Genomic DNA, 20,634 nt, shown 5'->3' with positions numbered 1-20,634 from the left:
CCGAACGCAGGTAGTACGGAGCGGGTAAACCGGCAGGACGCCGGTTTAGCCGCGACGGGGCAGGGACGCCCCGTCGCGGCGGCCCGCGGAGTAATACCGGAGAGAGGGCACACCGAGCATTAGCGAGGTGCCGAGTGGTGGGGCAAGAGCCTTTTGGTTACTTTTGGGCTCCTTTCAAAAGTGACCCGCTGTAAGAGCGGAACCCATATCAGCCATCACCCAAAAAACGGATATGCCCCCCAGAGGCATACGTCATCCAACGTATTCCCCGCCCAACCCCATCCCCGCGAGACTGCTCCCACAGCCCAGCCACCCTCCGGGAGCACCTCGATGACCGACACCCTGATCAAAGTCGACCTCAACCAACCCGTCACCGAAAACGAGCAGATCCACAACCGTTGGCACCCGGACATCCCGATGGCCTGCTGGGTCAAACCCGGCGATGACTTCATCCTCGAAACCTACGACTGGACCGCCGGCGCCATCAAGAACAACGACGACGCCAGCGACGTGCGCGACGTCGACCTCTCCACCGTGCACTACCTCTCCGGCCCGGTGGGCGTACACGGCGCCGAACCCGGTGACCTGCTGGTAGTCGACCTGCTCGACATCGGCGCCAAGGCCGACTCCCAATGGGGCTTCAACGGCTTTTTCTCCCGCCAGAACGGCGGCGGCTTCCTCACTGACCACTTCCCCAGCGCGCAAAAAGCCATCTGGGATTTCAAGGGCATGTTCACCAGCTCCCGACACATCCCGGGCGTGAACTTCGCCGGCCTGATCCACCCCGGCCTGATCGGCTGCCTGCCCGACCCGGTAATGCTCGCCGACTGGAACCGCCGCGAGCAGGAGCTGATCGACACCAACCCGACCCGCGTCCCACCCCTGGCCAACGCCCCCCTGGCCGCCACCGCCCACATGGGCAAGCTCAAGGGTGCCGCCCGTGACGCCGCCGCAGCCACCGGCGCCCGCACCGTGCCGCCCCGCGAGCATGGCGGCAACTGCGATATCAAGGATCTGTCCCGCGGTTCGAAGATCTACTTCCCGGTTTACGTCAACGGCGCCGGCCTGTCGGTGGGTGACTTGCACTTCAGCCAGGGCGACGGCGAAATCACCTTTTGCGGCGCCATCGAAATGGCCGGCTGGGTGCACATGAAAGTCGAGCTGATCAAGGGCGGCATGGCCAAGTACGGGATCAAGAACCCGGTGTTCAAGCCAAGCCCGATCACCCCGAACTACAAGAACTACCTGATCTTCGAAGGCATCTCCGTCGATGAGCAAGGTCAGCAGCACTACCTGGACGTCAACGTCGCCTACCGCCAGGCCTGCCTCAATGCGATCAACTACCTGACCAAGTTCGGCTACTCGCCGGCCCAGGGTTATGCGTTGCTCGGCTCGGCGCCGGTGCAGGGGCATATCAGCGGCGTGGTGGACATCCCCAATGCCTGCGCGACGTTGTGGCTGCCCACCGAGATCTTCGAGTTCGACATCAACCCCAACGCCAGCGGCCCGACCAAGTTCCTCGACGGCAGCATCGACCTGCCCATCGCACCGGACCTGTAGCCATGCCGACCTACGAATATGCCTGTGAGTCCTGCGGCACCTTCACCATGCTGCGGCCTATCGCCCAGCGTCACGAGCCGAGCCAGTGCCCGTATTGCGACAGCCCCGGCGGGCAGTTGCTGCTGTCGGCGCCGGCGTTGACCACGCTGTCGGCCAACCAGCGCAAGGCCATTGCCGGCAACGAGCGCAGCGCCCATGCGCCGCAAACCGTCGGTGAGTACAAGGAGTCGCGCAAGCACCCGGCGGGTTGCAGTTGCTGCGGCACCAGCAAGCCGGTGGTGCCGAGCAAGGCCAACCCGTTGGGCCTCAAGACCAGGACCGGGCCGCGGCCCTGGATGATCAGTCACTGACCGAGGAGATTTGCAATGCGCCATGGCGACATATCCAGCAGCCCGGACACGGTCGGCGTTGCTGTCGTGAACTACAAGATGCCGCGCCTGCACAGCAAGGCCGAGGTCATCGATAACGCGAAGAAGATTGCCGAGATCATCGTCGGCATGAAGCAGGGTTTGCCCGGCATGGACCTGGTGGTGTTTCCCGAATACAGCACCATGGGGATCATGTACGACCACGACGAGATGATGGCCACCGCCGCAAGCATTCCCGGCGAAGAGACGGCGATTTTCTCGGCGGCCTGTCGCCAGGCCAACACCTGGGGCGTGTTTTCCCTGACCGGCGAACGCCACGAGGAGCATCCGCACAAGGCGCCGTACAACACGCTGGTGCTGATCAATAACCTCGGCGAGATCGTCCAGCGTTATCGCAAATGCATTCCGTGGTGCCCGATCGAGGGCTGGTATCCGGGGGACCGCACCTACGTGTGCGACGGGCCCAAAGGCATGAAGGTCAGCCTGATCATCTGCGACGACGGCAACTACCCGGAGATCTGGCGCGACTGTGCGATGAAAGGCGCCGAGCTGATCGTGCGCTGTCAGGGTTACATGTACCCGGCCAAGGAGCAGCAGGTGCAGATGTCCAAGAGCATGGCCTGGGCGAATAACTGCTATGTGGCGGTGGCGAACGCGGCGGGGTTCGACGGGGTGTATTCGTACTTCGGGCACTCGGCGATCATCGGTTTTGATGGGCGTACCCTGGGCGAATGCGGTGAGGAAGAAATGGGCATTCAGTACGCCCAACTGTCGGTGTCGCAGATCCGCGATGCGCGGGCCAACGACCAGTCGCAGAACCATCTGTTCAAGCTGCTGCACCGTGGCTACACCGGCATGCACGCCTCGGGCGATGGAGACAAGGGCGTGGCGGACTGCCCCTTCGAGTTCTATCGCACCTGGGTGCTGGACGCGCAAAAGGCCCAAGAGAATGTCGAGGCGTTTACCCGCAATACCGTCGGTGTCGCTGAATGCCCGGTGGGGCAGTTGCCCCATGGCGGTAAAGAAAAAACGGCGGGCTGAACTGGCGAAACACACCCTCTGTGGCGAGGGAGCTTGCTCCCGCTGGGCTGCGCAGCGGCCCCAAAATTTAAGCAGCGCTACGCACTGGAGCACCAGCCCGGTCCCGCGGGAGCAAGCTCCCTCGCCACAGTTTATTCATTGTCCTTTTGATCGTTATAGGGTGAGGCATGCGGTTTACCTTTGAACCGGCCCAGGTCATGGCCTTGCTGCGCAGCCGTATCGTCGGCCAGGACGCAGCCCTGGCCCAGGTGGAAGGGCTGCTGAAGGTGGTCAAGGCCGATATCGGCGAGCGTGAGCGGCCACTGAGCGTCAACCTGTTCATGGGGCCGACCGGGGTCGGCAAGACCGAAATCGTTCGGCTGCTGGCGCAGGCATTGCACGGCCGGGCCGACGGGTTCTGCCGTATCGACATGCACACCCTGGCCCAGGAGCATTACGCCGCCGCACTCACTGGTGCACCACCGGGTTATGTCGGCAGCAAGGAGGGCATCAGCCTGTTCAACAGCGAACTGATCCAGGGCAGCTACAGCCGCCCCGGTATCGTGCTGTTCGACGAGCTGGAAAAGGCCAGCCAGGAAGTGGTGCGCAGCCTGTTGGGCATCCTTGAAAACGGTCAGCTGACCCTGGCGGGCGGCGCCCGTACGCTGGACTTTCGCAACAGCCTGATCTTCATGACGAGTAATATCGGTGCGCAACAGGCGCGTCGGCATCGACAGCGGTTTGCCCCGCTGCGCTGGTGGGGGCGCGGTGAAGCAGGGGTGTTGGAGGATGCCTTGCACAGCCACTTCGAGCCGGAATTTCTCAATCGCATCGACCGCATCCTGATGTTCGAGCCCATCGATCATCAATGGCTTGAAGCGTTGCTGGAGGTGGAACTCGGCAAACTCAATCAGCGCCTCGCCGCTCAGCAACGCTCACTGGTGCTGGATGAGTCGGCGCGGGCCTGGCTGTGCCGCGACCATGACCCACGGTTTGGTGCGCGTGCCCTGAGCCGTCGGCTGCGGGTCGAACTGGAGCCGGCGATTGCCGAATGCGTATTGCGCGACCCGGGTGTGGGGCCTATGGGCGTGACGGTCGGCAGCGATCGTTTGGTGGTTTCGCAACAAGCGCCTTGCATCCCCTGAATTTCAGGTTAATATAACCCGGGTAAAACAATATATTCCGGGTAAAAGTCATGAGCGCATCACACTGCACCGCCTTCCTCGGCCACCAACGCGTGGCCGCCGGCTCTTATGCCGACGTCGCCAAAACCCTGAAAAGCCTCGACCTGTCGGCGGGCAGCTTGCTGGTGTTTGATGACACCAGCGGTGTTCAAGTCGACTATCCCTGGCCAGCCGATTACGCACCCCAGCAGCCGACGGTTGCGGTGAACGAGGCCGAAGTGCCGGCGTCACCGGCTGTAGGCCGCCCGAAGCTCGGCGTGGTCGCCCGTGAAGTCACCCTGTTGCCGCGGCATTGGGAGTGGCTGGGGCAACAACGCGGCGGCGCCTCGGCGGCCTTGCGCCGGCTGGTGGATGAAGCGCGCAACGCCCATGCCGAGCATGACCAGCAACGCCAGGCGAAGGAATCCAGCTATCGTTTCATGAGCGCCCTTGGCGGCGACCTGCCAGGTTTTGAAGAAGCCTCGCGGGCCTTGTTTGCCCAGGATGGCGCTGACTTTTCCAACAAGATTGCGCACTGGCCGGTGGATGTGAAGCTGTACCTGGCCTGGTTGTCACGCAACGCTTTCCCTGCCTGATTGCATTGAGATCCGAACCTTCATGGAAGTCACCCAGAAACGACCGTTGTGGCAGATCTACCTGATCTTTTTGGCACCCATGGTGCTGTCCAATTTCCTCCAGAGCTTTTCCGGCACGCTCAACGGCATCTATGTCGGGCAGATGCTCGGCACCCAGGCGTTGGCGGCCGTGTCGGGGATGTTCCCCATCGTGTTTTTCTTTATCGCCCTGGTGATTGGCCTGGGGGCGGGCGCGTCGGTGCTGATCGGCCAGGCCTGGGGCGCCCAGGAAACCTCGATGGTCAAGTCGATCACCGGCGCCACCCTGACCCTCGGCGCCCTGATCGGGGTGATCGCGGCGGTACTGGGCAGCGTGTTTGCCCGCCCGGCGATGCAGGCCCTGGGCACCCCGGTGGATGTACTGGATGACGCGGTGGGTTATGCGCAGATGATGATGTTGATCATGCCGCTGCTGCTGGTGTTCATCCTGTTCACCCAGCTGCTGCGGGGCGTGAGCGACACGGTGTCGCCGTTGCTGGCGCTGATGGTGTCGACCGCCGTGGGCCTGGTGCTGACCCCGACGCTGATCAAGGGTTGGCTGGGCCTGCCGCCGATGGGCATCCAAAGCGCGGTGCTGGCAGGTCTGGTGGGTAACGCCCTGGCGATGACCTTTCTGGTGCTGCGCCTGCGCCATAAAAACCACGTGATGGCGCCGGACCGCGAGTTGATGGCGGCGCTGCGGCTGGACCGGGTGATCCTCGGCAAGGTCCTGCGTATCGGCCTGCCAACCGGCTTGCAAATGGTGGTGCTGTCGCTGTCGGAGCTGGTGATTCTGGCGCTGGTCAACAGCCATGGTTCCCAGGCGACGGCGGCGTATGGGGCGGTGACGCAAATCGTCAACTACGTGCAGTTTCCGGCGCTGTCGATTGCCATCACCGCATCGATCCTGGGGGCGCAGGCGATCGGGGCAGGGCGGCTGGAACGTATCGGGCCGATCCTGCGTACGGGGATTTTGATCAACCTGTGCCTGACGGGAGGGTTGATAGTGCTGGGGTATGGGTTGTCGCACTGGTTGCTGGGGTTGTTCATTACCGACGTTGATGCACGGGTCAAGGCCGAGCACCTGCTGCATATCATGCTCTGGAGCATCCTGGTGTTTGGCTTCCAGGCGGTGGTGGGCGGGATCATGCGCGCCAGCGGGGTGGTGCTGGTGCCGGTGGGGATTTCGATCTTTTGTGTGTTGGGGGTGGAGTTGCCGGTGGCGTACCTGCTCAACGCCCGGTTCGGGCTGGAAGGGGTCTGGATGGCGTTTCCGGTAACGTACCTGGCGATGCTGGGGTTGCAGACCGCGTATTACCGGTTGGTCTGGCGGCACAAGCAGATAAAACGCTTAGTGTGAGGGGGGTGTTCCTACTGGACGATGAAGGGTTTTCCTGCCGGGAACTGGAAGTTTCGGAACCATTTTTCGGCAAGGCGCCACACAGCCTTGGCCCATCCGGCTTGGTCGTTGGTTGATCAACACCAGTCCTGGATGGGCGGTACAAGGTCTAATCCATTGGAGAATAACTTATGTCATCAGTTGGCAAACCCTATCAAACCTTCGCTCCGCCTCCACCGCCTCAACCCACGCCCGCTGCCCTGCCATCAACTGCCTACGACCAGGCCACGCCTGAAGACATCGCTGAGGCTTTTGTAAAGAACAGTTCCCAATTCGTGGACAAAAAGACCGGTGAGCTCACCCTGGAAAAACTGATAGCGGTGGGCAACCGTAAGCCAACCGGGAATGCTGCGACCGACGGTATCACGGCCCTGGCCCTGGCCGTGCTCCAGCACAGCCTGTTTGATGGAGACTTGATCGACAGGAGCGAGGAATTCCTCAGGACCGGTGGTAGAGGCGAGAAGACTAAAGGCGCTGACGCCAAAAAGGACTTGCCTGTCGGCGGCAGGGGGGATGGTCTGCAGCGTCACAGGGTCGAGAGTTCTGACAAGGACAACGGGCAACTGAATGCTTATCGCGACAAAAAGCCCGAGGACCTTGCCGATAACGCCATGGCGCGCTTCAGTTCATTGGCCGATGCCGACGGGTTCATAAGCGATAAATCCCTGGCTGCGGTCGCCGCTGGAAAACATCAGGATGGTACTCCCGCTACTCAGTCGGAGATCAACCTGGCCAATGCGCTGATGGACGCGCCGGGTCTGTTCCGTGGGCTTGACGGGGATAAGGACGGGAAGTTTGACGGGAAGATATCCCGTGATGACCTGGCACAGTTCCAGTACACATCGATGAAACCCGATGTGTTGCTCAAAGGTATCAATGAGCACTTTTCAGAGTTGTGGGTCAACGGGTCGAAAGACTATATCAACGTCGGCGAGCTTGAACTGGCGGCAGGCATCCAGGAGTCTTCCAAAACCTATAGCCCTGAGCTGAGAGCCCTTGCCAAGCAACTCCTCGCGCGTCCAGAGCTTCTTCGGGAGTTGGACATCGGGATCAGATCCGACGGAAAAACGCCAGGTATTGAAGATGGCCGATTTGACAAGGACAACCTCGACTACCTGATCAAAAAGTACGCGTCGTCCGAGCAAAAAATTGCCTGAGTCCTTTCATAGGCCGTGAACTGCTCCCAAGGGTCGAACACAACCTTTGGGGGTTTTACATAAGCGCCCTGGCGAAATAACGACTGGGCACCTCGCCCAATACACGCCTGAACACCGTCGCAAATGCGCTCGGGCTGCTATAGCCCAGGTCCAGCGCCACCCTTGTCACCGTTTCGCCGTTACCCAGGTGCACAATCGCCGCCAGCAGGCAGGCTTGCTGGCGCCATTGCAGGTAACTGATGCCCGTGGCCTGGCGGAATTGCCGGGTAAAGGTACGGCGACTCATGCCGGCGCTGAGCGCCATGGCATCAATGCTGATTTCCAGCGAAGGCCCAGCCAGAAACTCCTCGCAGGCCTTGGCCAATCGAGGCTCCGCTGGCAACGGCGCACTGAGCGGAAGCACCGGCATCCGGGCGATTTCGTGCAGCAGCAAACCCATCAGGTAACTGTCGCGACCCCCCGCCGCATAACGCGCCGGCACCTCAACGGCTTTTTCCAGCAACTGCCCAAGCAACGGTGATACGTCCAGCACCTGACACGCCTGGGGCAGTTCCAGCCGCCGCGCCGCCTGCGGGCGAATGTAGGTGTTGAGCATCGTCACTGGCCCGCGCATCAGCATGGCGTGTGACACATCGGGCGGCACCCAGATGGCGCGTCGGGGCGGCACGACCCAGTTGCCGGTCGCGGTGTAGACGGTGATGACACCGAGGCGGGCATAGGCAAACTGCCCGCGCGGGTGAGCGTGGGCGGGGAACAGCTGGCTGTCGGCATAGTCGACGGCGGTCACGACCACGTCGCGGGGGGTGTTTTCGTAGGGATAAATATCGGACATGGCCTGATTCTAGCCTTTGTTGACCCACAATCGCAGGCGGGCCATCGCGGTTTGCGAAAAAATCGGTCGGATGCATGGCCTCTCGCCGTGCCACTGAGCAAACGGACCCCGTCACCATGAAGCACAAACACCTGTTACTGGCCGTCCTGGTGACGGCTGTGTGGGGCATCAACTTCCCCATTACCAAGCTGGGCCTGGCCGAGATCAACCCGCTGTTGCTGACGGCCCTGCGGTTCACCCTGGCGGCGTTGCCCTGGGTGTTCCTGGTAAAACGGCCACAGGTTGCCGTGAAGTGGCTGGCGGCCTACGGCTTGATATTCGGGGTGGCGATGTGGGCCTTGATCAACCTCGGGATCGCCATGGGCGTGCCGCCCGGCAGCGCGTCGCTGCTGATCCAGTTCAGCGCGTTTTTTACCATGGGCTGGGGCGTGCTGCTGTTTCGTGAAAGCCTTTCCCTGGCGCAATTGATCAGTGTGCTGCTGGCGGCCCTGGGCCTGGTGGGCATGTTGGTGGGGGTGCAGGGCTCGGCCACGATGCTGGGGTTTGCCCTGGTGCTGTTCAGTGCGCTGGCCTGGAGCGTCGGCAATATCATCATCAAGGTTTCCCGGGTGCGGGAGATCTTTGGGTTCGTGGTCTGGGCCAGCCTGTTTGCACCGGTGCCGCTGCTGCTGTTGACGTGGCTGCTGGACGGCTCGCAAGCCTTTGTCGCCTTGCCTGCCCAATTGAACGGCGTGGCGCTGTTCTCCCTGGCGTTCCAGGTGTATGGCGCGACGCACTTCTGCTATTGGGGCTGGAACCTGTTGTTGCGCGAGTACCCGGTTTCCCGGGTCGCGCCGCTGTCACTGCTGATCCCGGTGTTTGGCATTGTCAGCTCGATGCTGATCCTCGGTGAGCGCCCCGGCGCTGCGCAGTGGCAGGCCATGGGCTTGATCCTGCTGGCCTTGATCGTCGGCCTGAAGAAGGGGCGCCCGTTGTGGGTCAGGCAGGACGGTCACGCTTGAGCAGGCCGTACAATGCGCTGTCCGAGACCTCGTCGCCCACCACCCAGCGCTCGCGCAACAGGCCCTCGCGGACAAAACCCAGGCGCTCAAGCAGTTTCGCGGAACCCAGGTTGCGCGGGTCAATGTCGGCTTCAAGGCGGCGCAGCCCGGCGGTGTCGAACCCATGGTCGATCACGGCGCGGGCGGCTTCGCTCATGTAGCCCTTGCCCCAGTGCTGGCGGTTCAGGGTGAAGCCGATCTCGGCGCGGCGGCATTGCTCATCGACATTGAACAGGTCGCAACTGCCGATCACCTCGCCGGTGGCCAGCAACTCCACCATGCACACCAGGTCTTCACCGGCAACCGAGGCCTCCATCAGTTGGCCGAAGCGTTCGATGGCCTGCTCGGCGCGAATCATGGTGGGGAAGGAAAAGTAGCGCATGGCCTCGGGATCGGACCAGATCGCAAACAGCGCGCGCCAATCATCCTGATGGGGAGGGCGCAGGCCGAGGCGCTTGGTGGTGAGGAGAACGGGGGCGAAAAAGGGCAGGGTCATAAAGTGCTCGTCCGTGAAAGTCACGGGCGCAATCCTGCCGGGATTGGGGGTGTTGTACAAGGGTCAGGAGAAGGCGGCGTCGTCCAGCGCCTGGGCCGGCAGTGCGCCGCTGGCCTTGATGGTTTTGGTGACGATGTAAGTGAAGTAGCGCTCGATGGCCAGGTCTTCCATCAGTAGCTGATCGATGAAGCGCTGGTACTGGTCGATGTCGGTGGCGCGGATCATCGCGATGTAGTCCACGCCGCCGCCGGTGGCGTAGCAGAACTCGACTTCGGGGGCGTCGCTCATGCGTTGTTCGAAGCGGCGCATGTCCTGGGCGGTGTGCCGGGCGAGGGTGATTTCCACCAGCAGTTGCTGGCTCTTGAACACCTGGTTCCAGTCGATCACGGCGCGGTAGCCCTTGACCAGGCCGGCGCTTTCCAGCTTGCGTACGCGTTCCCAGGCCGGTGTCACCGAGAGGTTGATGGCCTCGGCCAGGCTCGACTTGGTGATGCGCCCGTCCGCGGAGAGGATGCGCAGGATTTTCAGGTCATAGCGGTCAAGCTTGTGCATTGCGAGCAGACTCTGAAGCGGGCGGGTAAATATCAGGCCACTAAATTGTGGGAGCTGTCGAGCTTTAGCGAGGCTGCGATGGCGTCGGCATTGCAAACATTGAGGTTGCCTGACCCACCGCTATCGCAGCCTCGCTAAAGCTCGACAGCTCCCACAGGCGGCCTCATCAGCCCAATACTTCGCCGGCCACCTGGTCGATCGCGCCCTTGGTGATGTCGACAATCAGGTCGGCCTCAGCCCTGGTCAGGATCAGCGGCGGAGCAAAGCCGAGGATGTCGCCGTGGGGCATGGCCCGGGCGATCATGCCGCGTTCCAGGCAGGCGGCCGAGACTTTCGGGCCAACCTTCAGCGCTGCATCAAACGGCGTGCGTTGCTCCCGGTCGGCCATGAATTCCACGGCGGCAAGCATGCCGTCACCGCGTACTTCGCCCACCAGCGGATGGCCTTCGAGGGTTTCCCGCAGGCGGCGATTCAGGTAGCTGCCGACTTCGTCCGCGTTGGCGGTGAGGTTTTCCCGCTCCAGGATATCCAGGTTGGCCAATGCCGCCGCCGCGCAGATCGGGTGCCCGGAGTAGGTCCAGCCATGGCCCATGGCGCCCTCATGAGTTGAGGCTTTTTCAATCACGTCCCACACCTTCTCACCGATGATCACCGCCGACAGCGGCGCATACGCACTGGTCAGGCCCTTGGCGGTGGTGATCAGGTCCGGGCGCATGCCGTAGCGCTGGCTGCCCATTTTCGAGCCCAGGCGGCCGAAGGCGCAGACCACTTCATCGGCGATCAACAGCACGTCGTACTTGTTGAGTACCGCCTGGATCGCCGCCCAGTAACCGGCCGGTGGCACCACGATGCCGCCGGTGCCCATCACCGGTTCGCCAATGAAGGCGGCGACGGTGTCGGGGCCTTCGGCGAGGATCATTTTTTCCAGCTCGTCGGCGCAGTAACGTACGAATGCCGCCTCGTCCATGCCCGCCGGCGCCTTGCGGTACCAGTGGGGGCAAACGGTGTGCTGGATGCCCTGTTCCGGCAGGTCGAAATGCTGGTGAAACGCTGCCAGGCCCGTAAGGCTGCCGGTCATGATGCCCGAACCGTGGTAGCCGCGATCACGGGAGATGATTTTCTTCTTCTGTGGGCGGCCCAGCACGTTGTTGTAGTAACGCACCAGCTTGATCTGGGTTTCGTTGGCGTCGGAGCCGGACAGGCCGTAATAGACCTTTTTCATGCCCTCGGGCGCCCAGTCCATGATACGGCTCGACAGCTCGATGATCGCCTCGGTCGAGTGGCCGACGTAGGTGTGGTAGTAGGCCAGTTCCTTGGCTTGCTTGTAGATCGCATCGGCGACTTCGGTACGGCCATAGCCGATGTTCACGCAGTACAGGCCGGCGAATGCATCGATGAATTCACGGCCCTCGTGGTCGCGAATGCGGATGCCCGAGGCGCTCTGGATGATGCGGCCCTTGAGTGCGCCGCTGGCGTGATCATGGGCGTGGGTGGACGGGTGCATGAAGTGCGCGCGGTCTTGTTCGAACAGGCTTTCGAGTGCTTGGCTCATGGTTGCTCTCCTTGGAATTGGCCTTGGTGATGCAGGCAAAAGTATTTGGTTTCGACAAAGGCTTCGAAGCCCTCGGCGCCGCCTTCACGGCCCAGGCCCGAGGCTTTCATGCCGCCGAAGGGAATCGGGTGGCCGGTGAATTTCACTCCGTTGACGGCGACCATGGCGTGGTCGAGGCGGCGGATCAGTGGGTAGATCAGGTCCAGGCGGTTGGAGCAAATGTAGGCGGCCAGGCCGTACTCGGTGTCGTTGGCCATCTCGATGGCCTGTTCAATCGAGTCGAACGGCATCACCCCGGCGATCGGTGCGAAGTTTTCTTCGCGGTAGATGCGCATCTGCGGGGTCACGTCGGCGAGCACCGTGGGCTGGTAAAACAGCCCGCCCAGTGCATGGGCTTCGCCGCCCACCAGACGGTTTGCGCCCAGCTCCAGGGCATCGGCCACGCGCTCGGCAGTGACGTCGAAGGCGGCCTGGTGCATCAGCGGGCCGATGTCGACGTTTTGCTCCTGGCCGCCGATCAACGCCGGGCCGACCCGCAGCTCCCGCACGGCGGCGGCGAAATGGCTGAGGAATTCGGGATAGATCGAACGCTCCACCATGATCCGGTTGGCGGCGCAGCAGTCCTGGCCGGAGGTTTGGAATTTGGCCTCCACTGCGACTTTCACGGCGTGCTCAAGGTGGGCATCGGCGCAGACAATAAACGGCGCATTGCCCCCCAGTTCCAGGGAGACCTTCTTCACGTCCTGTGCCGCCGCCTGCAACACCAGCTTGCCGACCCGGGTCGAGCCGGTGAAGCTCACCGAACGCACGCGGCTGTCCTGCACCAGGGTTTGCATGGCCATCTGCGGTTCGCCCAGCACTACGTTGAACACCCCCGGCGGGAAGCCGGCTTCCTCGGCCAGTTGCGCCAGGGCCAGGGCCGAGTAGGGGGTTTCATGGGCGGGCTTGACCACCACCGTGCAACCGGCGGCGAGGGCGGCAGCGGCCTTGCGGGTGATCATCGCCGAGGGGAAATTCCACGGGGTCAGCAGGGCGCACACGCCCACGGGTTCCTTGAGGGTGCCCAGGTGCGCACCGGGGATATGGCTGGGAATGTTCTGGCCGTACAGGCGCCGGGCTTCTTCGGCGAACCATGGAATGAAGCTTGCGGCATAGGCGATTTCGCCGCGGGCTTCGGCAAGCGGTTTGCCCTGTTCCTGGCTGAGGATACGGGCGAGGTCTTCCTGGTGTTCGAGGATCAGGGCCGCCCAGCGCCGCAGGATCGTGGCGCGGGCATCGAGGCTCTGTTCACGCCAGGCGGGGAAGGCGCGGTGTGCGGCGTCGATGGCGGCGACAATCTGGGGTTTTTCCAGCATCGGCACATGGCCGATCAGTTGCTGGTTCGCCGGGTTGTGCACGGCCATGGTGCTGGCACTGGCGCTGTGGACCCAATGGCCGTCGACGTAGCACAGGGCCTTGAACAGCAGTGGGTGTTTGTAGGTCATCGGGTTCACTCCGGTTCGTCTGAGTGGGAGTAATGCTAGGGCAGGGGCGCGTGCGGGATTGGTGGTTTGGTGGGGGTGGGGCAGTGGGTTTTTTCTGATTGATGTCGCCCAAACAGGTTTTTTTGCGGCGGGTGAAAATCAACTGTGGGAGCTGGCTTGCCTGCGATAACGATGTTGAATTCACCACCGCCATCGCAGGCAAGCCAGCTCCCACATTGAATGGGTGCTACTTCGCGGTTTTTGCGGTGGCTATCCAGCCGTCAAAGGTCGCTTTGTTTTCTTTCATCCAGTCCTCCGCCAGCTTGCGAATATTGCGTTCGCTGGAGCCGTCGGCGCTGATGGTTTTTTCCCAATAACTCCACGTCGCCTGGGAGAACGTCATCTGCTCCACCAGCTTCTTGATCGCCGGATTCGCCGCGATGAACTGCTTGTTGCCGATCGCGTACCAGTTCCACGCCGCCATCGCCATGCGGCACGGATCGGCCCCGCCGGCACACCCGGCAACCCCGGGCGTGAGTGCCGACGTGGTGCTCGGCACATTGCCCGGCAATGCATCAAACGGCGTCGGCAACCACACCACGTCCTTGCCCGGCACCATGGTGTTGGTCATCCACGACGGTGCCCACGCATAGAAAAACACCGGCTCGCCACGTTTGAGGCGGGCGACGTTTTCGAACATCAGCGCTTCGTACTTGCCGCGAACCGGGTTCACCGTGTCCTTGAGGCCGAACTTGTCGAGCTGGTAATCCACCACATCACCACAGCCCCAACCCGGGTCACAACTGATCAGGTTGGCCTTGCCGTCCTTGCCGAACAGCCCGGCGATTTTCGGGTCCTTCATTTGCTCCAGGCTGGTGATGCCGTACGCATCGGCGGTTTTCTTGTCGATCATGTAGCCGTTGTAGCCGGCGCCGGTAATGAAGCCTGCGCCCACCACTTCGGTGCGGTCCTTCACCTTGTCAAAGCTGGGTTGCAGCATCGGCAAGGTCACGTCCATCGACAAATCCAGGTCGCCCTGGGCGGCGGCGGGGAAGAACAGCGTGGTGTTCACGGTGCTCAACTTGCTTGCATAGCCCAGGCGCTTGGTGGCCTCGATCGCGATTTTGGTCAGTACGTAGTTGCCGCCGGTGCTCTCCGATTGCACGAAGCGGATGGTCTTGCCGGTGCCGGGTAAATCTTCGGCCCACACCTGCGTACTTGCCAGGTACAACACTGCTGCAAATCCAAGCAAGGCTTTGAATGGATGCATCATGATTTCCTCTTTTTTTTCTCGTTATGGTCAGGGTTGGCAGTCAACAACGGGCATTCATGATTTCTTGTATTTTTATGCGTTTACCGGGTTCGGATTCAGCAGGCGCTTGAACAGCGACTTGCGTTTGCGCACCGTCGGCTGCGCCAGGTTCTGGGTGATGCGGTCGAGCATCATCGCCAGCAGCACAATGGCAATCCCGCCCACCGCCGCGCGGCCCACGTCCATCCGCCCCAGGCCTTGCAGCACCACCAGGCCCAGGCCTTCGGCGCCGATCATCGCCACCACCACCGACATCACCATGGCCGTGAGCACGGTCTGGTTGAGGCCGCCGAGGATGGTCGGGATCGCCAGGGGCAGCTGGATTTCCCAGAGCAACTGGCGCTTGTCTGCACCAAAGGCGTGGCCGGCTTCCACCAGTTCGGTGTCGACCATGCGGATGCCCAGGTAGGTAAAGCGAATCAGCGGCGGGCAGGCAGAGATCACCACCGCCACTTCCCCCGACACGGTGCCGACGCCAAACAGCATCACCACCGGCACCAGGTACACGAAGGTCGGGGTGGTTTGCATGATGTCGAGAATCGGCCGCATCACGCCCCACACCCGCTCACTACGGGCGCACCAGATGCCCACCGGAATGCCCACCACCATGCAGATCACGATCGCCGTGGTGATCAGCGACAAGGTGGTCATGGCCTCGTCCCACACTCCCAGCGCGGCGATCACCACCAGGGCCACGGCGCTGAACACCGCCACTCCCAGGCTCGCGGCGCGATAGGCAATCACGAACATCAGCAGCACCATGACCGGGAACGGGATCGCGTGGATCACCGTGTCGCTCAGCCCCAGCAGGTGCTCCACCGGCCAGCGGATCGCCTGGAACATCGGCCGCAGATGAATCCCCAGCCACTCCACGCCCTGGCTGATCCATTGGTCTACGGGCAGAACCGCGAGGTCTTCTGAACTAAGCATGCTGTGCAACCTCCGCAGCGGCAGGGCGCGGGGCCGGGACGCTGGCTATGCAATCAAGAATGTGCGCGCTGTTGAGCGTGCCGACGAACAGCCCGTCGCCATCCACCACCGCCACCGGCAGGCCCGGCTTGAGCAGGCGCGCGGCTTCCACCAGCTTGGCGTTGGCCGGCACGCTGACGAACTGGCTCGACAACTGTTGCAGTGCGTCGGCGCCGCCGCCCACGGCCAGCAGCGCCGCCGAGTCCAGCACGCCGACGGCCTTGCCGCTGGTGTTGAGCACGAAGGCTGCCGAGCTTTCATTGCCCACCACCCGGGTGTCGCCTTGCACCAGCAGGGTGTTGGCTTTCTCCATGATCGAGCGCGCATCGAACAGCCGCGAACGGTCCACCTCGCGGGTGAACGCCGCGACGTAATCGCTGCCCGGGTCCATCACGATTTCCTGGGGCGTGCCCTCGCGCACCACTTGGCCGTCGGCCATGATCGCGATGCGCGTGCCCAGCTTCAGGGCTTCCTGGAAGTCGTGGGTGATGAACAGGATGGTTTTTTTCAGGGTGCGTTGCAGGCGCAGCAACTCGTCCTGCATCTCGGTGCGGATCAACGGGTCGAGTGCGCTGAAGGCTTCGTCCATGATCAACACGTCAGCGTCGGTGGCCAGTGCACGGGCCAGGCCCACGCGCTGGCGCATGCCGCCGGACAGCTCGTGGGGATGGTGATCGGCCCACTTGGCCAGGCCCACAATGGCCAGCACTTCCAGGGCACGCTTGCGCCGCTCGGCCGCCGAGACACCCCGCAGCTTGAGGCCGAACTCGGTGTTCTCGATCACGGTTTTGTTCGGCAGCAGCGCGAAGTGCTGGAACACCATGGAGATGCGCGTGCGGCGCACTTCCCGCAACTGGTTTTCGTCGAGGGTCACCAGGTCTTCGCCGTCCAGCAGGATCTTGCCCGCGGTCGGTTCGTTGAGGCGGTTGATGCAGCGCGCCAGGGTGGATTTGCCCGAGCCCGAGAGGCCCATGATCATGTAGATCGCACCGCTTGGAATCGACAGCGATACGTTGTTGAGGCCGACCACGGTTGCGGTCTCGGCCAGGATCCGGTCTTTGCTGGCCCCGGCGGTCAAGAGCTGCATGGCTCTGTCGGGCGTCGAGGAAAAGACCTTGTAGAGGTTCTCAATCTTTAGTCGTTCGCTCACCAATTGCCTCCAATTGTTGTTTTGCAATCTGCGGAAAACTTCATCAATAGAAATTTTTGGGCTACTGGCAGTTAAAAATCTTCGAGCTATGACGACGCAAGGTGCAGTCGCAAAAATTTCTTGTTGTGGTGCCAAGGCACTTACAGCATGAGCGGTGTGACGAGTGCAAGGGTTGGCCGTCAACCGGTCGGTGAATCCGATGGAGCCATGCTTTCCCGGGCCTTGCGGGCCACGCGGAACGCCTCGACACCCGCCGGAACGCCGCAGTACACCGCGATCTGCACCAGGGCGGCGCGCAGTTCGTCGTCGCTCAGGCCGTTGCGGATGGCACCGCAAAAATGCGTGCCGAATTCGTCCATGCGCCCCAGTGCCGCGAGCATCCCCAGGTTGAGCAGGCTGCGTTGCTTGAGGTCCAGGCTGTCGTCGGTCCAGACCATGCCCCAGCAATACTCGTTGAGCACCGCCTGGAAGGGGCGGGAAAAGTCGTCGGCGCGGCCCAGGGCCTGGTCGACGTAGCTATCGCCCAAGACTTTGCGGCGTACGCTTTCGCCCTGGGCCTGCAGTGATTTATCCATGATGGGTCTCCGAGTCGGTTAGAAAATCGCGTATCAGGGCGGCCACCTGTTGCGGCGCCTCGATCAGAATGCAATGGCGCAGCCCCGGCAGAATCTGCAGTTGCGAACCCTCGATGCGCGCGTGCATGAACGCCGCCATGCGCGGGTTGGAGCCGGCATCGTCGGCGCCGGTGGCAATCAGCGTGGGGCAGTGGATCCGTGACAGCTGTTCGCCGAAATCCGACTCGGCGAGGATGCGATACGCCGCGGCATAACAGCCGGGGTCGTTCTCGGCATTCAACTGACGCAGACGGGTGACGGCCTCGGGATGGCGTGCCTGGAAGTCCTCGGTCAGCCAGCGCGACAACGACGCCTCGTAATGCGCCACGGGCTCCCCGGCCTGCAACGCGGCGAGGCGTGCCTGCACCCGCTCGCGCTCCTCGGCGTTACGCCCGGCCACGGTGGACAGCAGCACCAGGCGACGCACCCGCGCCGGATGGGTCAGGGCCATGCGCTGGGCGATCAAACCGCCCAACGAGAACCCGGCCAGGTCGAACTGCTTGAAACCCACGTGATCTGCCAGGGCCAGGGCCTCGCCCACCAGGTGATCAATTTCATAACGCCCGGGTGTGCGCGACGACTGGCCGTGGCCGCGCAGGTCGAAGGTCAGCACGGTGAACTGCTCCTGCAAACCGGCCACCGTCTCGGCCCACGCCTCGAGGCTGGAGCCCACGCCGTGAATGCACACCAGCGGGCGCGGCCCATGCCCGTCCAGGCGAAAGTTGAGCGTGACGTTGGCCACGCTGAAACGTTGTGCCTGGCCCATCACGCGCTGACCTTGTCGCGTTGTCTGGCGCGTTCGCGCTCGGCGAAGAACGGCATCACTTCATCGATGAACAGGCGCAGGGTCTGCTTCTGCAATTCAAACGGCAGGTTGAAGGTCAGGCCCAGGCAATACTGGTCGACACCGGCGGCTTCGTAGTCGAGCAGCTTTTCGATGATCTCCTCGGGGGTGCCGAACATCAGGTTGCGCCGCAGGTTTTCCGGGTTGTAGTTGTCTTTGCCGCGCACGCTTTCAAACGGCACCGGCTCCGGGAAGCCGTTGTGCACGGTGCCGATGTTCTGCATCAGGTTTTCGAAGGCGCGGCCAAAGTCCATGCTGTGTTTGACCGGCAGTTCCCAGTCGTTGGCATTGGCGTACACGCAGGTGCGGCGCTGCATCATGAAGCGCGGGCGCGGCACGTGGGGGTTGTCGGCCACCGCCTTGTTGAACTTCTCGCCGAGCACGGCGATTTCGGCCGCCGGCAGCGAGAGCGGGGTGGACAGGATGTTGGCGCCAATGCTCACCGCCCAATCGAAGGTGCCCGGGTCCCGCGCGGCGACCCAGATCGGTGGATGGCCTTTTTGCAATGGCTTGGGCACCGCAGCGGTCTGCGGGAATTTCCAGTAGTGGCCGTCGTGGGCGTAGTCGCCGGTCCAGAGCTTTTGCACCGCCGGCACCAGTTCCTTCATGTAGCCCACGCCTTCCTGCTGTTGCAGGCCGGGGGTCATGCGGTCGAATTCGTACTGGTAGGAACCGCGGGCAATCCCGAACTCCAGGCGACCTTGGGTCAGGTGATCACACAGCGCGGCTTCGCCCGCCAGGCGGATCGGATGCCAATAGGCCGCGGCGAGGGTCGCGGTGCCCAGGCGAATGCGCTCGGTGTGCTGGCCGAGCCAGGTCAGGGTCTGGAACGGGTTGGGCGCGATGGTGCATTCCAGGGTGTGGTGCTCGGAGGTCCACAGGGTTTCAAAGCCGCCGGCATCGGCGATCTTTGCCAGCTCCAGCAGGTTGGCCATGACGGTCTGCATCGGCACGTCCGGCGAGAAGCGTTCCATGCTCAGGGATACGGCGAATTTCATAAGGTGCTCCTTGAATAATCAGCGCAGGCGAATGACGAAGGGGTCCTGCATTTCGCCGGAATAATCGATGACCACGTTCTTGGCCCGGGAAAACTCGCGCATCACGTCAAAGCCACCGCGACGGCCATAACCGCTGTGTTTGAAACCGCCATTGGCGGACATGTAGGCCGAGCTGCGGTAGGTGTTGATCCACACCGTGCCGGCGTCGATGCGGTTGGCAAAACGCAGGGCGCGGTCGATGTTCTGGGTCCAGATGCCGGAGGCCAGGCCGTAGTGGGTGTCGTTGGCCAGGCTGAGCATTTGCTCTTCAGTGGTGAAGGGCATCACGCCCACTACCGGGCCGAACAGTTCATCGCGCATGAACGGCATGTCGTTGGTGGCGTTGGCCATCACCGTGGGTTCGAAGTACCAGCCTTCGGACAGGCTGGCCGCGTTGGGGCGCTTGCCGCCGACCGCAATCTGCGCACCCTGTCTGGCGCCGCTGGCGATGTAGCCTTCGAGCTTTTGCAGTTGGGCTTGCAGGGCCAGCGGGCCGATGTCGGTGTGTTCTTCCATCGGGTGGCCGACGCTGATCTGTTGGGTGCGGGCCACCAGGGCCTCGACGAATTTGTCGTAGATCGGCGCCTCGACAAAACAGCGCGAACCGGCCACGCAACTTTGCCCGGCGGCGGCGAAGATCCCGGAGACCACGCCGTTCACGGCCTTCTCGATATCGACATCGGCAAACACCACGTGGGGCGACTTGCCGCCCAATTCCATCTGGCACGGCACCAGGTTGTTGGCGGCGTTGCCGGCGATGCGTCGGCCGGTGTCGGTGCTGCCGGTGAACACGTATTTGGCGATGTCCGGGTGGCGGGTCAACGCATCGCCGGTGACGGCGCCGTTGCCGGTGACCACGTTGACCACACCCGCCGGAAAGCCGGCTTCGATGATCAATTCGGCCAGTGCAAGTGTGGAGGCGCTGGCGTGTTCCGACGGTTTGATCACCACGGTGTTGCCGATGGCCAGGCACGGCGCGAGGGTACCGGTGAGCAGCATCAAGGGCGAGTTCCACGGGGTGATCATGCCGACCACGCCCAACGGTTCCCGGCTGCTGTAGTTGAGCTGGTTGAGCTTGTTGACCGGGATCACCTCGCCTTGCAGCTTGTCGGCCATGCCCGCGAAGTAGATGTAGGCGTCGGGCAGGGCGCTCATCTGGGCGCGCATTTCCCGCAGCAGCTTGCCGTTGTCGCGGGTTTCCAGCAGCGCCAGTTCTTCGGCGTGCTCGGCCACAAGCTGGGCCAGGCGATACAACAATTTGCCCCGTGCGGTGGGCGTCATATTGCGCCACTGCGGGTCGTTGAAGGTCTTGTGGGCGGAAGCGACGGCGCTGGCGACGTCACCGGCATCGGCCTGGGCGAACTGGTACCAGGACCGGCCGGTGGTGGGGTCGAAACTGTCGACGTAGGTGTCGCTGGCGGGCGCAACGAAGCGGCCGTCGATAAACAGGTTGAGGCGGTTGCCCTCAAGGGCGCTGACCGTGGTTTTCATG

General features: G+C 62.8%; 20 protein-coding genes. 8 read left to right on the top strand and 12 right to left on the bottom strand.

The window, feature by feature from the left end:
• The first annotated feature begins 330 nt into the window (after nucleotides 1-330).
• The 7 genes from fmdA to M2400_RS09060 all read left to right on the top strand — a co-directional run bounded on the left by fmdA (nucleotide 331) and on the right by M2400_RS09060 (nucleotide 7,281).
• Nucleotides 331-1,560 (top strand): formamidase, encoded by a 1,230-nt coding sequence (gene fmdA / locus M2400_RS09090; protein WP_177075853.1) that lies wholly within the window; start codon nucleotides 331-333, stop codon nucleotides 1,558-1,560.
• Between the two features lie 2 nt (nucleotides 1,561-1,562).
• Nucleotides 1,563-1,910 (top strand): zinc ribbon domain-containing protein, encoded by a 348-nt coding sequence (locus tag M2400_RS09085; RefSeq protein WP_177075851.1) that lies wholly within the window; start codon nucleotides 1,563-1,565, stop codon nucleotides 1,908-1,910.
• Nucleotides 1,911-1,925: 15 nt separating this feature from the next.
• The gene (locus M2400_RS09080; protein WP_177042710.1) at nucleotides 1,926-2,969 is read left to right on the top strand and encodes an aliphatic amidase; all 1,044 of its coding nucleotides are present in this window, start codon (nucleotides 1,926-1,928) and stop codon (nucleotides 2,967-2,969) included.
• Between the two features lie 167 nt (nucleotides 2,970-3,136).
• A complete protein-coding gene (locus M2400_RS09075; RefSeq protein ID WP_259195643.1) occupies nucleotides 3,137-4,093 on the top strand; it encodes an AAA family ATPase in 957 nt (318 codons plus the stop codon).
• A gap of 50 nt (nucleotides 4,094-4,143) precedes the next feature.
• On the top strand, nucleotides 4,144-4,707 hold the full coding sequence (locus tag M2400_RS09070) for a DUF2239 family protein (RefSeq protein WP_259195644.1): 564 nt from the start codon (nucleotides 4,144-4,146) through the stop codon (nucleotides 4,705-4,707).
• Nucleotides 4,708-4,729: 22 nt separating this feature from the next.
• Nucleotides 4,730-6,085 (top strand): MATE family efflux transporter, encoded by a 1,356-nt coding sequence (locus tag M2400_RS09065; RefSeq protein WP_259195645.1) that lies wholly within the window; start codon nucleotides 4,730-4,732, stop codon nucleotides 6,083-6,085.
• A 170-nt stretch (nucleotides 6,086-6,255) separates the two neighbouring features.
• Nucleotides 6,256-7,281: a hypothetical protein gene (locus tag M2400_RS09060; protein WP_259195646.1), complete on the top strand. Its 1,026-nt coding sequence runs from the start codon at nucleotides 6,256-6,258 to the stop codon at nucleotides 7,279-7,281.
• A gap of 55 nt (nucleotides 7,282-7,336) precedes the next feature.
• Here M2400_RS09060 and M2400_RS09055 read toward each other — a convergent pair whose 3' ends face one another.
• Nucleotides 7,337-8,113 carry a helix-turn-helix domain-containing protein gene (locus tag M2400_RS09055; RefSeq protein ID WP_259195647.1) on the bottom strand — a complete coding sequence of 259 codons (777 nt, stop codon included), beginning with the start codon at nucleotides 8,111-8,113 and terminating at the stop codon, nucleotides 7,337-7,339.
• Between the two features lie 116 nt (nucleotides 8,114-8,229).
• On the opposite strand from M2400_RS09055, the gene M2400_RS09050 reads away from it, so the two are divergent.
• Nucleotides 8,230-9,114 (top strand): EamA family transporter, encoded by an 885-nt coding sequence (locus tag M2400_RS09050; protein WP_177113187.1) that lies wholly within the window; start codon nucleotides 8,230-8,232, stop codon nucleotides 9,112-9,114.
• Here the strand turns inward: M2400_RS09050 and M2400_RS09045 are convergent.
• The 11 genes from M2400_RS09045 to M2400_RS08995 form a co-directional block, all read right to left on the bottom strand.
• A complete protein-coding gene (locus M2400_RS09045; protein WP_177121826.1) occupies nucleotides 9,092-9,649 on the bottom strand; it encodes a GNAT family N-acetyltransferase in 558 nt (185 codons plus the stop codon). The two genes, M2400_RS09050 and M2400_RS09045, sit on opposite strands and share 23 nt — an antisense overlap.
• Nucleotides 9,650-9,712: 63 nt before the next feature.
• The gene (locus tag M2400_RS09040) at nucleotides 9,713-10,201 is read right to left on the bottom strand and encodes an Lrp/AsnC family transcriptional regulator (RefSeq protein ID WP_259195649.1); all 489 of its coding nucleotides are present in this window, start codon (nucleotides 10,199-10,201) and stop codon (nucleotides 9,713-9,715) included.
• 166 nt (nucleotides 10,202-10,367) lie between these two features.
• Entirely contained in the window at nucleotides 10,368-11,753 is a 1,386-nt protein-coding gene (locus M2400_RS09035) for an aspartate aminotransferase family protein (protein ID WP_259195650.1), read from the bottom strand.
• On the bottom strand, nucleotides 11,750-13,237 hold the full coding sequence (locus tag M2400_RS09030; protein WP_259195651.1) for an NAD-dependent succinate-semialdehyde dehydrogenase: 1,488 nt from the start codon (nucleotides 13,235-13,237) through the stop codon (nucleotides 11,750-11,752). The genes M2400_RS09035 and M2400_RS09030 overlap by 4 nt, the downstream gene beginning before the upstream one ends.
• Before the next feature lie 226 nt (nucleotides 13,238-13,463).
• A complete protein-coding gene (proX, locus tag M2400_RS09025; RefSeq protein WP_177075838.1) occupies nucleotides 13,464-14,489 on the bottom strand; it encodes a glycine betaine/L-proline ABC transporter substrate-binding protein ProX in 1,026 nt (341 codons plus the stop codon).
• 72 nt (nucleotides 14,490-14,561) lie between these two features.
• Nucleotides 14,562-15,458 carry a proline/glycine betaine ABC transporter permease gene (locus M2400_RS09020; protein WP_079443397.1) on the bottom strand — a complete coding sequence of 299 codons (897 nt, stop codon included), beginning with the start codon at nucleotides 15,456-15,458 and terminating at the stop codon, nucleotides 14,562-14,564.
• A complete protein-coding gene (locus M2400_RS09015) occupies nucleotides 15,451-16,647 on the bottom strand; it encodes a glycine betaine/L-proline ABC transporter ATP-binding protein (protein ID WP_259195652.1) in 1,197 nt (398 codons plus the stop codon). Before M2400_RS09015 ends, M2400_RS09020 begins: the two co-directional genes overlap by 8 nt.
• 179 nt (nucleotides 16,648-16,826) lie before the next feature.
• Nucleotides 16,827-17,222 carry a carboxymuconolactone decarboxylase family protein gene (locus M2400_RS09010; protein ID WP_259195653.1) on the bottom strand — a complete coding sequence of 132 codons (396 nt, stop codon included), beginning with the start codon at nucleotides 17,220-17,222 and terminating at the stop codon, nucleotides 16,827-16,829.
• Nucleotides 17,215-18,027 carry an alpha/beta fold hydrolase gene (locus M2400_RS09005; RefSeq protein WP_259195654.1) on the bottom strand — a complete coding sequence of 271 codons (813 nt, stop codon included), beginning with the start codon at nucleotides 18,025-18,027 and terminating at the stop codon, nucleotides 17,215-17,217. The genes M2400_RS09010 and M2400_RS09005 overlap by 8 nt, the downstream gene beginning before the upstream one ends.
• Nucleotides 18,027-19,103, bottom strand: a complete 1,077-nt coding sequence (locus tag M2400_RS09000; RefSeq protein WP_177042695.1) for an LLM class flavin-dependent oxidoreductase — start codon at nucleotides 19,101-19,103, stop codon at nucleotides 18,027-18,029. Before M2400_RS09000 ends, M2400_RS09005 begins: the two co-directional genes overlap by 1 nt.
• A gap of 18 nt (nucleotides 19,104-19,121) precedes the next feature.
• Entirely contained in the window at nucleotides 19,122-20,633 is a 1,512-nt protein-coding gene (locus M2400_RS08995) for an aldehyde dehydrogenase (protein WP_259195655.1), read from the bottom strand.
• Between the last annotated feature and the right edge of the window lies 1 nt (nucleotide 20,634).

Origin of the sequence: Pseudomonas sp. BIGb0558, assembly GCF_024807515.1 — a bacterium.
In the GTDB taxonomy this organism is placed as follows: domain Bacteria; phylum Pseudomonadota; class Gammaproteobacteria; order Pseudomonadales; family Pseudomonadaceae; genus Aquipseudomonas; species Aquipseudomonas yamanorum_A.
This window is presented reverse-complemented; position numbering and strand designations above follow the sequence as displayed.

Bases quoted from the DNA above. Each gene is read 5' to 3' on its own strand.
- M2400_RS09070 (WP_259195644.1), top strand. From the start codon at position 4,144: ATGAGCGCATCACACTGCACCGCCTTCCTCGGCCACCAACGCGTGGCC.
- M2400_RS09075 (WP_259195643.1), top strand. From the start codon at position 3,137: ATGCGGTTTACCTTTGAACCGGCCCAGGTCATGGCCTTGCTGCGCAGC.
- M2400_RS09060 (WP_259195646.1), top strand. From the start codon at position 6,256: ATGTCATCAGTTGGCAAACCCTATCAAACCTTCGCTCCGCCTCCACCG.
- M2400_RS08995 (WP_259195655.1), bottom strand. From the start codon at position 20,633: ATGAAAACCACGGTCAGCGCCCTTGAGGGCAACCGCCTCAACCTGTTT.
- M2400_RS09085 (WP_177075851.1), top strand. From the start codon at position 1,563: ATGCCGACCTACGAATATGCCTGTGAGTCCTGCGGCACCTTCACCATG.
- M2400_RS09035 (WP_259195650.1), bottom strand. From the start codon at position 11,753: ATGAGCCAAGCACTCGAAAGCCTGTTCGAACAAGACCGCGCGCACTTC.
- M2400_RS09055 (WP_259195647.1), bottom strand. From the start codon at position 8,113: ATGTCCGATATTTATCCCTACGAAAACACCCCCCGCGACGTGGTCGTG.
- M2400_RS09080 (WP_177042710.1), top strand. From the start codon at position 1,926: ATGCGCCATGGCGACATATCCAGCAGCCCGGACACGGTCGGCGTTGCT.
- M2400_RS09020 (WP_079443397.1), bottom strand. From the start codon at position 15,458: ATGCTTAGTTCAGAAGACCTCGCGGTTCTGCCCGTAGACCAATGGATC.
- M2400_RS09045 (WP_177121826.1), bottom strand. From the start codon at position 9,649: ATGACCCTGCCCTTTTTCGCCCCCGTTCTCCTCACCACCAAGCGCCTC.
- M2400_RS09030 (WP_259195651.1), bottom strand. From the start codon at position 13,237: ATGACCTACAAACACCCACTGCTGTTCAAGGCCCTGTGCTACGTCGAC.
- M2400_RS09065 (WP_259195645.1), top strand. From the start codon at position 4,730: ATGGAAGTCACCCAGAAACGACCGTTGTGGCAGATCTACCTGATCTTT.
- M2400_RS09010 (WP_259195653.1), bottom strand. From the start codon at position 17,222: ATGGATAAATCACTGCAGGCCCAGGGCGAAAGCGTACGCCGCAAAGTC.
- M2400_RS09050 (WP_177113187.1), top strand. From the start codon at position 8,230: ATGAAGCACAAACACCTGTTACTGGCCGTCCTGGTGACGGCTGTGTGG.
- M2400_RS09000 (WP_177042695.1), bottom strand. From the start codon at position 19,103: ATGAAATTCGCCGTATCCCTGAGCATGGAACGCTTCTCGCCGGACGTG.
- fmdA (WP_177075853.1), top strand. From the start codon at position 331: ATGACCGACACCCTGATCAAAGTCGACCTCAACCAACCCGTCACCGAA.
- M2400_RS09005 (WP_259195654.1), bottom strand. From the start codon at position 18,027: ATGGGCCAGGCACAACGTTTCAGCGTGGCCAACGTCACGCTCAACTTT.
- proX (WP_177075838.1), bottom strand. From the start codon at position 14,489: ATGATGCATCCATTCAAAGCCTTGCTTGGATTTGCAGCAGTGTTGTAC.
- M2400_RS09040 (WP_259195649.1), bottom strand. From the start codon at position 10,201: ATGCACAAGCTTGACCGCTATGACCTGAAAATCCTGCGCATCCTCTCC.